This is a genomic window from Aeromonas rivuli, assembly GCF_000820045.1.
GTDB classification, from domain to species: Bacteria; Pseudomonadota; Gammaproteobacteria; order Enterobacterales; family Aeromonadaceae; genus Aeromonas; species Aeromonas rivuli.
The window spans coordinates 12,824-27,998 of record NZ_CDBJ01000091.1; the positions used below are offsets into that span (position 1 = coordinate 12,824).

The following is a 15,175-nucleotide window of genomic DNA, read 5'->3' on the forward strand; positions in this document are numbered from 1 at the left end:
AGTCGCAACGAGAAGATGGTCGCAGTGTTATCCGGAACTGAGTATTGTCGATGCAGGTCTCCACAATTAAAATCGCCACTGTGCAGCAGGCCTTTGAGCCCGGTATTACCGTCTCTCATGTCGCTCGCTTGCACGACATCAATGCCAACCAGCTTTTAAAATGGCGTAAGCAATTCCAGGAAGGGTCTCTCACGGCGATCACCGCCGGTGAGGATGTGGTTCCAGCCTCAGAGTTGGCTGCTGCCATCAAGCAGATCCGAGAGCTCCAGCGTCTGCTCGGGAAGAAGACTATGGAGAACGAGATCCTCAAAGAAGCCGTGGAGTATGGTCGAGCAAAAAAATGGATTGCGCATGCGCCCTTGTTGCCGGGAGACGACGATTAAGTGCTGTGAGCCAGGCCCTCAATGTATCGCGTGCGCAGCTATCCGTTCGTGTTCATCGAAAACCAGGTTGGCAAGATGGTCGTCATCATCGCCTGCATGATGATGCAGCCTTACTTGGCCGGATCATGGAGGCGATGGCTGAGCTTCCCTCCTATGGCTATCGCCGAGTCTGGGCGCTGTTACGGCGTCAGTCAGAGGCAACACGATAGCCTGTGGTAAACGCCAAACGGGTATATCGCGTCATGCGCGATCATGGCCTGCTGCTGGAAAGAAAACCGGCTGCACCATTGACCCTGCGGGCATATAAAGGGCGTGTTGCCGTCAAAGAGAGCAATCGACGTTGGTGCTCAGATGGCTTCGAGTTTCGCTGCGATAACGGTGCAAAACTACGGGTCACGTTCGCCATGGACTGCTGTGACAGGGAAACCTTGGACTGGGCTGCCAGTACCGGGGGTTGCGACAGTGACACGGTGCAAGATGTCATGCTGAGGTCTGTCGAACGTCGCTTCGGGGATTCGTTGCCGGCATCACCGGCGGAGTGGCTGACTGATAATGGCTCGGTATATCGAGCTCATGAGACCCGCTCGTTTGCCCGAGAAATCGGGTTGGAGCCCAGAACGACTGCGGTGAGAAGCCCACAGAGCAACGGGATAACGGAGAGCTTCGTAAAGACGATGAAGCGAGACTATATCGAGATGATGCCGAAACCAGATAGCCGAACAGCGGTAGGCAACTAGGCCATCGCGTTTGAGCATTATAACGAACACCACCCGCACAGCGCCTTGGGATACCGTTCACCCCGGGAATTTTTGCGCAGCCGGGTATCACAACCCTAGGCGGGAAAAAGTGTCTGGATCTATGGGGTCAAATCCAATCCCTGGCGGCTCCGATGAAGTGCCAGAACGCCTTGCTGCTCAGGACATAGGCACAAACCGCATATTTGGTCGGGTGACGGCTTCGCAGATAGCTTCTGCATCAGCAGCATCATGCTTGTTGGTTTTGACATAGGGCTTGACGAACTGGGGTGCCATCCGTTTGACGGTATGTCCCAGCCCTTGCAGCTTATTGGCCCAGAAGTGGGCAGAGGCACAGGCCTCCATGCCGATCAAGTAGGGTGGAATATTGGCACTATTTGTGAACGATTGAGTTGCTTGTTGAACAACCGCTTACCGTGCTCGTCCACCCCGTGAACCTGGAATACCTCTTTTGCCAAATCTATGCCGATTGTCGTAGCCTTCATTGTGGTCGCCTCTCTCATCAGTGGGAACGTACATTCGCCACTTTGGCACTTCAGATGCCGTTTTGGGTAGGGGCGATCATCCCATTAACAACGCCCATTAACTGCCTTCTCAAGCCCTCTACTCGACTGATTACAAGGTGAGGTGAGCTCCATCTAGGAGCCATTAACACTACGATTAATAAAAAAATTACAATTTCAAGATCGGATAGCTAATAGAGAATTTTTCATCTAGCCTTGTATTTATTACAAACATAACGTAAGTCTTTTTAAGACTTACGATGATAGTTTATAGGAACGTTCATCTCTATCAGGTGGTGTTATATGAAGCCCTACTTTTTGTTTTTATCATGTTTGTTATTTATATTGCCACCTTCTTTTGCATTAATGTTTCAATCGTTAATGAAAAATTACATGGCAGAGGAAATGACAAGCTATATGTCAGAGAAATTATCTGACTTCGCTCACTCACGAGAGCTGGCAGTTGAAAGCATGTTTAAATCTTTACCGAAAAAGATTAATTACACATGTGATGCCAATGATATCGCTTATCTTCGCAATCCTAAGTACTACACTCTGTACATTAGAATGATCGGAATTGCCACTAACAAGATTAATTGTTCCTCTAGTGGAGTCGGTGGGAATCGTGAGGTATTTGATAATGCATTGAAAAATTATGCTAATGGCTATTATATTCTACCGACACCTTCTGCTGGTAATGAGTATGTGATTTTATTTAAATCCAGTAAGGGGATACTTTATGCTATATTGAATAATGCTTGGATAGAGCCGTTGCTATCTACTGTTTGTGAGAATTGTTTTACTGTAAGGATGCTTTCACATATCAATAAAAGTTATGTTTCAATTAGGAAAGGGGATGATGCAGATAATACATTTGTTGACAGTGGTGAGTTATCTACTCAGCATCTAGACATAACCGTGACTGCTACGAAAAAATTATTTAAATTTATATCAAATTGGTATGTACGATACATTTATTCGATTTCTATTTTATTAGGTGGCATTTTTTCGATAACATTCTACCTGATTGTAAGGAGGCCTATTAGCCATCAAGAAAGTATTGCGAGAGCTCTAAAACTTAATGAATTCATTCCTTATTATCAACCGATTGTGGATTCTAGTGGCAATAAAATTGTTGGAGTGGAAGTACTTGTTCGCTGGCAATTACCTAATGGGCGAATAATCCCACCATCATCATTTATTAGTGATGTCGAGGCAGACACCGGAATGTTGTTGAAGTTAACGACACAGCTAATAGACCAAGTGTGTAAAGACAAATCTAAGATAAAATATCAAGACCCTTTATGGTTTAGCATTAATATTGGTGCAGGGCATTTTAGTAACAATGTCCTCTTGGAGTATATGAAAAGCATTAAAGATTTAAGTGATGGGATCTCATTCGAGATCACGGAAAGGCAACCATTGCATGACTTATTTGATGTGGCGAAATATGTAGATAACCTTAAGTTATTAGGTCATTCAATAAAAATCGATGACTTTGGTGTGGGGTATGGAGGCTTCTCGTACTTGCAAACAATAAATGTGGACTCCATAAAAATAGATAAAATGTTTATCGATACTATAGATACATCAGATATCAAAAAGAATATTTTGGAGTCGATCATATCAATGGCACATGAGCATAACTATGAAGTAATAGCTGAAGGTGTTGAAACAAAACCTCAAGTAGAATATTTAAAGTCAAAAGGCATAACGTTGATTCAAGGTTATTATTATTCAGCTCCTGTGTCGTTTGATGGATTATTAAAACTATTGAAATATGGTTTTTGACACACCACCATTTTTTAATGATGGTTGCGCACGTTTCTGTTTTTTAGGAAGGCACCAATAAACATTTGGGTTAGGAACATTGCGGCGTTGTTGATTAAGAGTTGCTAACAAAACCAAGTCGATTCGAACGATGCCAATCCCCACATAGCAGGCATGATACGAAAAATCATCAGTAACCAGCTATGTAAATCCTTGCAGCCACTTTTGCCACCTCAACAGCCTTCGCCACGGGGTGGCCGTCCACGCCTCGATGACTATGCCGTTCTCAACGGTATTCTGTTTGTCCTTACTACTGGGATCCCGTGGGAGGACTTACCCCAGTCTCTGGGTTTTGGCAGCGGAATGACGTGCTGGCGTCGCCTACGCGATTGGCAAGCTCAAGGTATCTGGCAGCGACTTCACGTAGCGCTGCTGACCCAGCTGCATCAAGCTGGCCACATTGACTGGAGTAGAGCAAGCCTCGATGGAGCGAGCGTAGCCAACCCCCGGGAGGCTAGGAAACAGGCCGTAACCCGACAGACAGAAGTGCGTATTCCGGCGAAGTTGAACAGCCATTCCGGCCAACGTGAACACCCTGATCCTTAACGCGCTCACGTCACCCCGTTTCTAACTCGAGTGTTCAGATTGGGTCAACTCACTTCTCCTCTTTCTCATCGATTCTCCCTTCAGTGACAGCCGGTGAGCGTTGTGCATCAGCCGGTCCAGGATCGCATCTGCCAGAGTGTTGTCCCCCAAGCTCGCGTACCACTCTTCCGTTGGCAGCTGACTGACCACGACCGTCGAGTATTTCCCATACCGATCATCCATGATCTCCAGCAGGGCGTTGCGCTGCTCGGCATTCACCGCTTCCAGTCCCCAGTCATCGAGGACCAGCAGCTCTATCCTTGCCAGTTGACCCAGCAGTCTGGCGTAACTGCCATCTACCTTGGCCTGGCTCAGCTCAAGTAGCAGACGCGGCAGCCGGTAGTAACGAGTGCTGTGCCCCTGCTGACAGGCTTGGTAGCCCAGCGCACAGGCTAGGTAGGTTTTTCCGCAGCCACAGGGGCCGGTAATGAGCAGGTTCTGGCCCCGGCGCAGCCACTCTCCTTGGGCCAGGTTTGCCACCTGTGACCGCTCCAGGTTGCGTGCAGACTGGTAGTCCACCTCTTGCACCGTGGCCTGGAGTTTGAGCCTTGCCTGCTTGATCAGCCGAGCTTGTTTACGCTGCTCCCGGCTCAGTTGTTCGTGTTCGACCAGCAGGCTTAGCCGCTCGATGAAGGGCAGCCCTTCGTAGGTACTTGCCTGTTCCAGTTGTTGTTGCACGGCATCCGCCATGCCGGTCAGTTTCAGGTGTCTCAAGCGGGTCAGCGTTTGTTGGGTCATGGGACGTATCCTCTTTAGTGGAAGCTCTGGGGGCCGCGGATGTTCTCGTGCTCTTGCGGCAGTTCTGGATAACTGAGCGGACTTGCGGGCAGTTGGTCGCGGCCACTGGTCAGCACCGACTTGAGCTGCTTGAGCCGCACCAGTCCTTCCCGGTTGGCCAGCTGGCAACAGGCTTCGACCCGTGATGGCGGGTACTCCCGGCTAAGACTCAGCAGTCCCAGGCAGAGTCGGTATGCCTGCTCGGCATGGGCTTTCTCTGCCAGCCGTTCGCTAACCCAGCACAAGGTGCCCGGTCCGATGTCGGCAGCCCACTGCTTAAGACGCCCTGGCGTCCAGCGTTGCTGCTTGCTGTGACGTTCCGGCATGTGCTCAGGGAGTGTGCTCATCCCCGGGATGGTTTTACGCGGATGGCTCGCGACCAGCTGTTGCTGGTGATAGACCTGAAGCAGGGTATCGCCCGCATGGAGCTCCAGTTGCTGACCCACATACTGGTGCGGCACCGAGTAATGGTGCTGCTCATAGCTGACGTGATAGTCGATGTTGACCTTGACCGTTTTGATGGCGACATAGCGATAGGGATGCACCGGTAGTGACCCCAGTGCCGGGCGGTCCAACTGCTCAAACGCCTCGCGTCGGTTACCGGGCAGCTGCTTGAACGGGCGCTCGTTGAGCTCATTCAACAAAGCCCGGATGCACTGGTTTAGCTCGGCAAGCGAGAAGAAGGTCTGATGGCGTAGACGAGCCAGGATCCAGCGCTCGACGATCTGCACACCCACCTCGGCCTTGGCTTTGTCCTTAGGCTTGTAAGGGCGAGCTGGCATCACCGCCACCTGATAGTGCTCGGCCAACTGCTGGTAGCTGGGGTTGAGCTCGGGATCGTATCGGCAAGCCTTGCTGACACCGCTCTTGAGGTTGTCGGGGATCAGCAGTACCGGTGTCCCGCCGAAAAACTCAAAGGCACGGACATGGCTTTGCAGCCAGTCCGGCAGTGACTGGGACCAGGTGGCCTCGGCAAAGGTGTAGTTGGACGCACCGAGCACGGCGACAAAGACTTGTGCCTGACGGACCTCACGGCGTTGTTGCCCAAATTGATGCAGCTTGAATGGAACTAACTGAGGGCGCGGTGATCTGATCACCACCACCCTCTTCAAGTCTGCATCATGGGCACGTCGCTTCACCCCATCACCAATTGGCCTCAATACAACAGGTCTTTGATCAACCGTGGCTCTCTCACTTTCTGGGTTGATGCCGAGGCCATGGATAACTGGTTTCACCAAGACCATCACGGAAAACGGGGACGCAGTCAGCTCTACACCGACCAGAGCATCTGTACCTTTCTGATGCTCAAAGGGATTTTCAGCCTCACGCTGCGAGCCACTCAGGGGCTACTCGACTCCCTGTTCGAGCTGATGAATGTGCCGCTGTGTGCCCCGGACTACAGCTGTGTCAGCAAGCGCGCACGCACAGTGAAGGTGGCCTATCGGCAGCCCCCCAAGGGGCGCATTACCGACCTGGTTATCGACTCGACAGGTCTGAAAGTGTTTGGTGAAGGCGAGTGGAAAGTCAGAAAACACGGCGCTGAGAAACGTCGAGTCTGGCGTAAGTTGCATCTGGCGGTAGATCCCATGACTCACGATATCGTGGCGGCAGAAGTGTCGCTGGAGAATGTGCATGACGCTGAGGTGTTGCCGACCTTGCTCAATCCTCTGCGTCGCAAGCTGGGGCGTGTTTACGCGGATGGCGCCTATGACAGCAAAGCCAGCCATCGGTTGATTACGCGTAAAGGGGCGACGGCGTGTATCCCGCCTCGCAAGAACGCAGGGCTATGGAAAAAGGGCCATCCGAGAAATGAGGCGGTGCAGGTGATGCGCAAGGAAGGGCTGGCGCACTGGAAGAAGATATCGGGGTATCACCGTCGTTCGCTGGCAGAGACAGCGATGTTCCGGTTCAAACAGTTAATGGCAGGCCAAATCACCCTGCGAAAATACAATGGTCAAGTGGGAGAAGTGATGGCGTATGTGAGCGCGATAAACAAACTGAACATGTCAACGCCGACTGAAAATTGACCCACAGGAGGTAAGTTTCGCCGGTTGAAAATTGATCCACCCAGACGTGGGGTTAATTGGTTTTGGGGGTGACTCCCGCCTTGCGTTTATCTTTCAAACGATAGCTTTCACCGCTGATCTGAACGATGTGCGCATGATGTAGTAGCCTATCGAGCATGGCTGCCGTCAGTGTCTGATCGTCGGCAAAGGCACTGGCCCACTGGCTAAATGGCAGATTGCTTGTCAGGATCAGGCTCCCTTTCTCATAGCGTTTGGCGATCACATTGAAAAACAGGTTTGCTTCCTCACGTCCAAACGGCAAGTAGCCTATCTCATCGATCACCAGTAAACGCGGCCCCATCACGACACGGCTGAAGTAGGAATTAAGCCGCTCCTGTCGCTGAGCTGCTTGCAACTGCAACATCAGGTCTGCTGCGCTGATAAATCTGGTCTTGATGCCAGCCATCAGAGCCCTATAGGCCAGCGCGATGGCAAGATGTGTCTTTCCCACTCCGCTTGGGCCAAGCAGCACTATGTTTTCGCTACGCTCGATAAAGGCCAAGCTGGCCAATTCCTGCAACTGACTGCGAGGTGCGCCACTGGCAAAGCCGAAGTCGTACTGCTCCAGCGTTTTGACCACGGGTAAGGTGGCCAGTTTGAGCAAAGTCTGGCGGGTGCGCTCGGTCCTCAAGGTCTGTTCTGCGTGCAGCAACCACTCCAGATAATCGGCGAAGCTCGCCTCCTCGTTGGCCGCCTTCTGAGCTAGTGCTGACCACTGGGCAGCAATCCCTTCCAAGCGCAGCGCCTGACTCAGGGCCATCAGGCGTTCATGCTGCAAGTTCATACGTTCACCTCCAGCAGGTCTTGGTATACCGATAGCGGATGCTGCAAGCTCTCCAGCGGCATGGGGCGCGCAGTGGCCGTGGTGCCGGGACTAACGGGTAGCGCCTGTGGCAGAGGTAGAAAATGAGGCCGCTCTTGCTGCAATCGGATAGCCGGGACCTCGCCGGTGGTGCCATGGCAACGCTGGTTGGCTATGTCATGCAGCCAGGGGCCGATGTGGGCATTGGCGGTTGACACATCCAGCGCCAGTCCAGCCTGCTTAAGGGTGGCTGCCAGTGGTGTGACAAAACTGCGCTTGAGGTAGCCGTTGAAGCGCTCGACCTTGCCTTTGGTCTGGGCCCGGTAGGGACGGCAGACGCGGGGAGTAAAACCGAACTCTTCGGCCAGAGCGAGTAAGGCCGGGTGCCAACGATGATCACCTTCACCATAGGCATCCCGCTCGCGAATAATGGTGCTGGCATTATCAAATAGCACCTCCAGCGGAACCCCACCGAAGAAATGACAAGCCTCACGCAGCCCGGTCAGCCAGGCATCATTACGTTCGTGATCGAAGAAGCGAACATAGCTGGCGCGACTAAATCCTAGGGTCGCCACAAAGGCCTTCAGGGGACGACTGCCTCGGCGGATGATAGTGAAATCGACCTGCATCTGTTTACCGGGTGCCGTTTCAAAACGGACGACAGTGCCAGGGGAGTCATGGCGCTGAGGAGATAACCAGGCCTTGAGCTGGGAGAGCCCGCCAGTGTAGCCATGCTCTCGCAGTTCCCTGAGCAGAACCGTCGCCGGGATCCAGTGTGGCTTCGCAGCCTGAATACGCGCTTGCAAATAGGGTTTAAAGGGGTCGAGCTTGGTCTGGCGGGCAGCTCGTCTGGGATAGATTGGCTGGCACGGGGTGCGCAGATACTTGCGCACCGTGTTACGGGACACCCGTAATTGATGGGCGATAGCTCGGATGGTCATACCCTGACGGGCCAATACTCTGATTTCCACTGATAACTCCTGGGTCAACATGGAGGCGGCTCAAAAGCCACGATTTTGGTCCAGGTGGGTCAATTTTGCTCCGGCGTTAGTGGGTCATTTTTACATCGGCGGTGACATGAACACCCTTGGCTTACCTGTCAGAAAGCCCCGAGTGTAGCAGTCACTTGGGGCTGGGGGAGTCATGACTTACTGGCTGATTTGGGAAACAACGCCTCCCGGACACCATTTTAGGTGGTACAGTCGCCACCAAGATCAGAGGTGTTCAATGACAAGATTACGTCGCTCATTTACTGCTGAATTCAAACTCGAAGCCGCATCCCTGGTACTCGACCAGGGATACTCTGTCCCCGAAGCCAGTCGGCCATCATCAAGCTCGGTAGGTAAGGGCCAGGTAAGGCCGAGCGCCTGGGCACTTTTGAGGAGTTTCTGGATGGAGCCGACACTGACCTTGGTACAGATACTGATTTGGCGAACAGAGAGGTCAGCTTCCAGCCGCAGTCGCAGCACTTCACGAATTTTACGCATTGCAATCCTCTTGGCAGACATAGGCTCTTCCCTGGCAAAAGGGAGAGCGTATCAAAGGTTTTTAAATCAATGCGTTAAGGATGATTCCGGTGAATGTGAACAGTGATTCCGGGATGTTGAACACTGTTTCCGGAAAGGAGGGGCGAAGTGTTCATGTTGAACCGGAATGAGCGTTCACATTGGTCCGGAAATGGTGTTCACGTTGAATCGGAATTGGTGTTCATGATCGGCCGGAATATGCAAGAAGCAAGCTGGGCAGTAAACGACACATAGTGGTGGAACGTCAGGGCATACGGTAATCCCCCCTAAAAATGGGGGGATTACCCCATTAACCTTAACATATCAATGCATTCAGCATTAATATTTGATTGATGATTCAACTACCATTCAGCTTTATGGGAGAGAATCGCACGTTTACACGTACGCTTATGTTAAAAGCAACATATTGGTGAAGGTGTTTGCTGTGGCACATTCCTGACCGGAATGGATAACGAACAAAAAACGAGAGGATTTATTGATGGGTATCAAAACAATCGCGGGCGCATCGGCTCTGCTGCTGACGCTGCCATTTCCACTGCTGGCCAATGATATCTATGTCGGCGCCAAGGCCGGTTGGGTACATGGTCACAACGCCTGTGAAAGCCAACGTCTGACCTGCGATAACGATGCATTGGGCGCAGGCATATTTGCCGGATATGAGCTTAACGACTGGCTGGCACTGGAAGCGGGCTACAACTACTTCGGCAGCATGAAAGCTGATTACCCTGCGCTGGGCCACAGTGATGTCACCGCCCCCTACACCGGCAAGGTGCAAGGTATTGAGCTCGGGGCCAAACCCTATTGGGATTTAAATGAAAGCACCTCACTGTTTGCCAAAGTCGGGACGCTGGCCTGGTGGACCGATGTGACCGGTGAAGAAGTCGGCTACCAGCATTCTGCCAGTGACAATGGTTGGTCCCCTATGCTGGGCGCCGGTCTGGAAATGGCCATGACCGATAACCTCTCTGCCCGCGTGGAATACCAGTGGTTCCATAATGTTGGTGGCAGTGCAACCGGGGGTAGCAGCATCAACATGCTCAGTGCTGGCGTAGCCTATCATTTTGGCTCCAAAGCGGCAGCGCCGGTTGTTGTGGCACCTGTTGCTGCACAAGTAGAACCAGAGAAGGTTGAAGCCATGACCTTGCAGTTAAGTGAAGTCGCTGGCGGTGTACTGTTCGAGTTCAACTCAGCCACCCTGACACCTGCCATGGTGGATGCACTGCAACCGGCTCTCACACGACTGCAAGACTACCGGCAAGCGCTGCTGACCATTCAGGCTCATACCGATAGCCGTGGCTCACAGGCCTATAACCAGAAGCTGTCCGAGCGCCGGGCTGTGTCCGTGAACAACTACTTTGTCGACAAAGGCATTGCGGCATCACGACTGACCCTGGATGCCAAGGGTGAAACCATGCCCATCGCCGACAACCGCACCGATGCAGGACGTGCGCAAAATCGTCGTGTGACCCTGACGTCACCGGCATTCAGCGCCAAGCAATCAGTGGCCACAGAAGGAACCGACAAATGAAGCTGATTAAGTTATGTTTTCTTTCGCTGTTTGCCATGGTGCTGACAGCCTGTGGTGGTGAGGGGAGTGGTCTACCTTCTCAAGGTGGCGGCGATGGCGGTGAAACTGTCCCGGCTATCGTGTCACTGCAAGTGACCCCGGCAACGGCGACCGTTCCTGTTGGCTTTGAGCAGCAGTATCTTGCCCTGGCCGCTCTGGATGATGGCTCGGTGATGGATGTCACGTCGAATCCGGTCGTGCGCTGGAGCACCAGTGATTCGTCTATCGCGACCATTAATAATACCGGCTTGGCCACTGGGCTTGCTCCTGGCGAGGTCATCATCACCGCATCTGGCACTGCTAATAATGTGCCATTTGAGCGTAAGGTCACATTGACTGTCACCAACGCAGTGGTAACCGCCCTGCAGGTTACCCCGGCAACAGCCACAGTCCCTGTCGGTTTTGAGCAAGCATTTACTGCTATCGCCACTTTTTCTGATGGCAGTGCATTAGATGTTACTCGCCAAAGTGCGCTGGCCTGGAGTAGCAGTGATGCAACTGTCGCAACGATTGATTCCTCCAAAGGGAAGAAAGGACATGCCACCGGCGTTGCCCCAGGCACTGTTACCATCACTGCTGCCGGCACCACCAATGGTATACAATTTAGCGCAACCGCTCAGCTAGAGGTAACTAACGCAACAGTCACTGCTCTTCGGGTTACCCCCGCAACCGCCTCAGTACCGGTTGGATTGGAGCAGCCGTTTATGGCCATCGCCACTTTGTCCGATGGCTCAACTCTGAACGTGACCGACAATGCAGCACTGAGCTGGACCAGCAGCGGTAGTGGTATAGCCACTATCGTCAATAAGCAGCCTAGCGGCAACGGCGTGGCGACTGGCGTTACCCCCGGCACTACCACTATCACCGCATCCGGCACAGTCAATGATACACCGTTTAGTGCCACCGCTCAGCTGGAGGTGACCAACGCTGTCATCACCGCCCTGCAGGTCACCCCAATATCAGCCTCTATACCGGCGGGATTTACGCAGGCCTTTACTGCCGTTGCAGCCTTGTCTGATGGCACATATCGGGATGTGACCCGCAATTCAGCCCTTAATTGGACAAGTGATAATGCAGAGATAGCCACCATCGAGAACAATAGAGCCAAAAAAGGGCATGCTAGAGGTATCACTTCAGGCACCGTTACTATCACGGCATCTGGCACCACAAATGGCACTTCGTTTAGCGAAACGGCTCAGCTAGAAGTAACCAGTGCAGTCGTCACAGCTCTTAAGGTTACTCCGTCTACAGCATCTGTTTCTATTGGGTCAACGCAAAATTTCACCGCTAAGGCAGAATTGTCCGACGGTAGCACTCTAGATGTCACTAATAATGCAGCCCTCGGTTGGAGTAGCAATGATCCTACCAAAGCTACTGTTAGCAGTAACCAATCGAACAGCAACGGCATTGCTACAGGCCTTGTTGAGGGCGATGTGACAATAAAAGCATCAGGCTTTGCCAATGGCACTCAGTTTAATGGTGTAGCCCAATTAACAGTCTTACCTTTACCACCGAGTAACTTAGCATATACCTTAGAACCTGTAGACCGTAATGGAGGGAATGGGAATAGTATTTCATGGACATGGAGCAAAGACCCACTTTACGTCTGGGAAGGTGCAAAAATAAAGATTATTGTGCCTGATGCCGTTGGGAGTATCGACTGGTCGACAACATCACCATTCATAACTTTAAATGGCAATATCATTACAATAAATTCATTTGGCGTCTCTGATATCAGTGGCACAGACGAGGCGCAACAGACTATATCAGTAAAGATACAACCTAGTTACTGGGTTAAAAAAATATCAACTGAAAAAAATGGCTATTACAATGCAACTGTAGATTGTCAGTCAGCAGGTGGTGTCGTTGCAAGCAAGGACTTTATAAGTGGAATTTATAGCGTCTGGGGGAACATGTTTATTTACGAACCTTGGACAACCAATTACATATTTACATCAACGCCTTATCCTGGCACCACCAACCCAGCAGTAGATCGATGGGCATTTTGGGCGGAAACAAATAGTTGGTCTAGGGACGCTTGGAGCGTCCTAGCCTATGCTTGTCAATAAATCACCATGTACTTCACAGTTTTAACAAAAACAGTATTTTATTAGATGGTGGTGGGGCGCATTAATGCGCCCCTTTTTACTGTCCCAAGTTGAGCTCCTGTTGCAGGAGCTGCCGTCCGTCCGGGCTCAGTGAGTTGATTAAACTTAAGGCAAGCTGCGTTGCAGGGTAATCCCCCCATTTTTAGGGGCATTCAAAAGTAGAGGTCATGCGGCCTGTGCCAGACGCTGTTTCGGCGTGTAGCCACCCAGCTGCAGCCGCACTCGGCATCTGTGCACTGACAATACAAGTCTGACGTCTCACGGCTAAGCCAATGCGTCTTGGTCATGCGCCCCACACTCCCGACATTTCACTCGCATTCCATCCCCCGCCGTGTCTACAAAAACAGCCCAATTATAACGCATGGCTGTGTTTCTATACGTAAGCGTCCAGCGAAGGCCGTATTGACAGGGGCGACAGGTTATTCAGCAGGTAGAGCAACACGCCATGGCAGCAGTTCACTGACCCGGTTCACCGGCCAGTCTGCGATCACATTCAGCACATGCCGCAGGTAATGCTCCGGATCCATCCCGTTCAACCGGCAGGTGCCGAGCAAGCTGTACAACAAGGCTCCCCGTTCACCTCCATGATCAGAGCCAAAAAACAGGAAGTTTTTTCGCCCCAAGCTCACTAGCCGTAGCGCATTCTCCGCGATGTTGTTGTCCACCTCTACCCAACCGTTTTCGGTGTAGTACGTCAGTGCTGACCACTGATTCAAGGCATAGGCGAAGGCCTTGGCCAACTCGGAGTGACGCGAGAGCGATTGCATCCTATCCCGTAACCAGATCTCCAGCTCTTCCAGTAAGGGCTTTGCCCGCCGTTCTCGTTCTGCCAGCCGGTGTTCTGCTGACATGCCGCGCAGTTCTGCTTCAAAGCTGTGCTGGCGTCAAAAAGACTTTGCCATCCCGAGCCGATGGCCAGGCGAACCGACCCCGCTCCAGCCTTTTTGTCAGCAAACACAGACCATCACCGGTAGACCAGAGGAGCTTAACTTGACTCCCGTTGCGCCCCCTGAAGATAAAGACATGCCCCGACATGGGATCATCCTTCAACGTCATTTGCACTTTCGATGCTAACCCATTGAAGCCGTTTCTCATGTCGGTGATACCGGCCACGATCCAGATCCGGGTGCCAGCAGGAGGATTGATCATACGCGCAGAGTCTCCAGGATCATTCGTAATGCATTAGTGTCGACAGTGCCATCGATGACGACCATTGCACGACCCAGTCGTATTTCGATGGTGCCGGATGGTGTCGGTTCAGAGGCTGTATCTGGCGTGAGCGTTTCGGGCTGTGGGGGCGGAGGCAAGAGGCTCTCCGTGGATGAAGGGGGCAACACCAGTTCGATGGGATATAACGCAGGGGCTTCAGCTTTGGCATCACGTCGCCATTTGAACAAGAGGTTGGCATTGACCCCGTGCTCCTGTGCGAGTTTTGAGACGGAGACGCCGGGCTGGTTGGCGGCCTCGACAAGTCGCTGTTTGAATTCTCGTGAGTAATTGGCTCTGCCTTTACGGCTGCCATTGGTACGGCTGTTGGTGTACACCATTTTGGTTCTCACTACTTTTTAGTGGGAACTACTTTGTCCACAACTGCCACGATTCACCAGACGGTACTGGCCTGACGCTTACCTTCATGCAGGCAACGGAAGAGTGCTTTACGTCAGCGGGATAAAGAAAAACTCATCGCTGTTTATCGCCATGCTGGAAAAGCTGCGCCACCACTACCGACGAGCCAAAACCATCACGCTGATCCTCGATAACTACAGCATTCACAAAAGCAAACAGACCGAGCGATGGTTGAAGAAGAACCCCAAGTTTTGCTTGATGTTCCAGCCAGTTTACAGCCCTTGGGTCAATCACATAGAACGGCTGTGGCACAAGTTACATGAAACCATCACGCGCAATCATCAATGCAGAGGAATGGCCAACCTGCTGGCCCGAGTGAAACACTTCATGGATACCGTGTCTCCTTTCCCCGGGAATGGCTATGGCACAGCGAAGGTGTAGCACTATTAGGATCAGTTATTTAGGGAGCAGTGGGTCGGCATCGTGTTGCTCCAATCTTCTAGGTTCGTGGAATACTAAGCATTATCTCATCTCATGAACTGAGACCAACTACTCTGGAATCATTCTGCTTAGCTTTTAAAATCCGATTTTCGTTTATCAGCACTTCGTTAAGAGAAGCAAGGCTGTGTAGTGGTCAACTAAATCCGGACACTTGGTTAGGCCGATCCTCGGCTTTTGCTGGCGCGATCCCGTCATTGTGTTGATGT

At 52.0% G+C, this 15,175-nt stretch carries 10 protein-coding genes and 7 pseudogenes; 8 read left to right on the plus strand and 9 right to left on the minus strand.

What is annotated here, in order from left to right; genetic code table 11:
- Positions 1-15: 15 nt before the first annotated feature.
- Positions 16-1,219: pseudogene (locus tag BN1130_RS21925) on the plus strand (IS3 family transposase).
- Between the two features lie 38 nt (positions 1,220-1,257).
- Here BN1130_RS21925 and BN1130_RS19400 read toward each other — a convergent pair.
- Positions 1,258-1,623: pseudogene (locus BN1130_RS19400) on the minus strand (IS110 family transposase); the annotation flags it as partial.
- Positions 1,624-2,022: 399 nt separating this feature from the next.
- Between BN1130_RS19400 and BN1130_RS21930 the strand changes: the two are divergent.
- Entirely contained in the window at positions 2,023-3,432 is a 1,410-nt protein-coding gene (locus BN1130_RS21930) for an EAL domain-containing protein (protein WP_503089940.1), read from the plus strand.
- Between the two features lie 153 nt (positions 3,433-3,585).
- Positions 3,586-3,956, plus strand: a pseudogene (locus tag BN1130_RS21935) (transposase); the annotation flags it as partial.
- Positions 3,957-4,038: 82 nt separating this feature from the next.
- Here the strand turns inward: BN1130_RS21935 and istB (BN1130_RS19415) are convergent.
- Both istB (BN1130_RS19415) and istA (BN1130_RS19420) read right to left on the minus strand, forming a co-directional pair.
- Positions 4,039-4,794 (minus strand): IS21-like element ISAs29 family helper ATPase IstB, encoded by a 756-nt coding sequence (istB, locus tag BN1130_RS19415; protein WP_042044071.1) that lies wholly within the window; start codon positions 4,792-4,794, stop codon positions 4,039-4,041.
- A gap of 14 nt (positions 4,795-4,808) precedes the next feature.
- Positions 4,809-5,864, minus strand: a pseudogene (gene istA / locus BN1130_RS19420) (IS21-like element ISAs29 family transposase); the annotation flags it as partial.
- A gap of 90 nt (positions 5,865-5,954) precedes the next feature.
- Between istA (BN1130_RS19420) and BN1130_RS19425 the strand changes: the two are divergent.
- On the plus strand, positions 5,955-6,860 hold the full coding sequence (locus BN1130_RS19425; RefSeq protein WP_042044073.1) for an IS5-like element ISAs4 family transposase: 906 nt from the start codon (positions 5,955-5,957) through the stop codon (positions 6,858-6,860).
- Positions 6,861-6,912: 52 nt separating this feature from the next.
- On the opposite strand, the gene istB (BN1130_RS19430) is transcribed toward BN1130_RS19425, so the two are convergent.
- Both istB (BN1130_RS19430) and istA (BN1130_RS19435) read right to left on the minus strand, forming a co-directional pair.
- Positions 6,913-7,683 carry an IS21-like element ISAri1 family helper ATPase IstB gene (gene istB / locus BN1130_RS19430; RefSeq protein WP_042044074.1) on the minus strand — a complete coding sequence of 257 codons (771 nt, stop codon included), beginning with the start codon at positions 7,681-7,683 and terminating at the stop codon, positions 6,913-6,915.
- Positions 7,680-8,693: an IS21-like element ISAri1 family transposase gene (istA, locus tag BN1130_RS19435; RefSeq protein WP_042044076.1), complete on the minus strand. Its 1,014-nt coding sequence runs from the start codon at positions 8,691-8,693 to the stop codon at positions 7,680-7,682. The genes istB (BN1130_RS19430) and istA (BN1130_RS19435) overlap by 4 nt, the downstream gene beginning before the upstream one ends.
- Positions 8,694-8,928: 235 nt before the next feature.
- On the opposite strand from istA (BN1130_RS19435), the pseudogene BN1130_RS22740 reads away from it, so the two are divergent.
- From BN1130_RS22740 to BN1130_RS21945, 3 genes and pseudogenes are all read left to right on the plus strand, one after another.
- Positions 8,929-9,060: pseudogene (locus BN1130_RS22740) on the plus strand (transposase); the annotation flags it as partial.
- A 645-nt stretch (positions 9,061-9,705) separates the two neighbouring features.
- Positions 9,706-10,755 carry an OmpA family protein gene (locus tag BN1130_RS19445; RefSeq protein ID WP_042044079.1) on the plus strand — a complete coding sequence of 350 codons (1,050 nt, stop codon included), beginning with the start codon at positions 9,706-9,708 and terminating at the stop codon, positions 10,753-10,755.
- Complete coding sequence (locus BN1130_RS21945) at positions 10,752-12,863, plus strand: Ig-like domain-containing protein (RefSeq protein WP_084218268.1); 2,112 nt, start codon at positions 10,752-10,754, stop codon at positions 12,861-12,863. The genes BN1130_RS19445 and BN1130_RS21945 overlap by 4 nt, the downstream gene beginning before the upstream one ends.
- A 191-nt stretch (positions 12,864-13,054) precedes the next feature.
- On the opposite strand, the gene BN1130_RS21950 is transcribed toward BN1130_RS21945, so the two are convergent.
- The 4 genes and pseudogenes from BN1130_RS21950 to tnpA all read right to left on the minus strand — a co-directional run bounded on the left by BN1130_RS21950 (position 13,055) and on the right by tnpA (position 14,449).
- Positions 13,055-13,189 carry an ogr/Delta-like zinc finger family protein gene (locus BN1130_RS21950; protein ID WP_370736621.1) on the minus strand — a complete coding sequence of 45 codons (135 nt, stop codon included), beginning with the start codon at positions 13,187-13,189 and terminating at the stop codon, positions 13,055-13,057.
- A gap of 132 nt (positions 13,190-13,321) precedes the next feature.
- Positions 13,322-13,780, minus strand: a pseudogene (locus BN1130_RS19450) (IS66 family transposase); the annotation flags it as partial.
- A complete protein-coding gene (tnpB, locus tag BN1130_RS19455) occupies positions 13,770-14,051 on the minus strand; it encodes an IS66 family insertion sequence element accessory protein TnpB (protein ID WP_042044081.1) in 282 nt (93 codons plus the stop codon). The gene tnpB and the pseudogene BN1130_RS19450, both read right to left, overlap by 11 nt.
- A complete protein-coding gene (gene tnpA / locus BN1130_RS19460) occupies positions 14,048-14,449 on the minus strand; it encodes an IS66-like element accessory protein TnpA (RefSeq protein ID WP_042044082.1) in 402 nt (133 codons plus the stop codon). Before tnpA ends, tnpB begins: the two co-directional genes overlap by 4 nt.
- A gap of 79 nt (positions 14,450-14,528) precedes the next feature.
- On the opposite strand from tnpA, the pseudogene BN1130_RS19465 reads away from it, so the two are divergent.
- Positions 14,529-14,909 (plus strand): annotated as a pseudogene (locus BN1130_RS19465) (IS630 family transposase); the annotation flags it as partial.
- Positions 14,910-15,175: the final 266 nt, after the last annotated feature.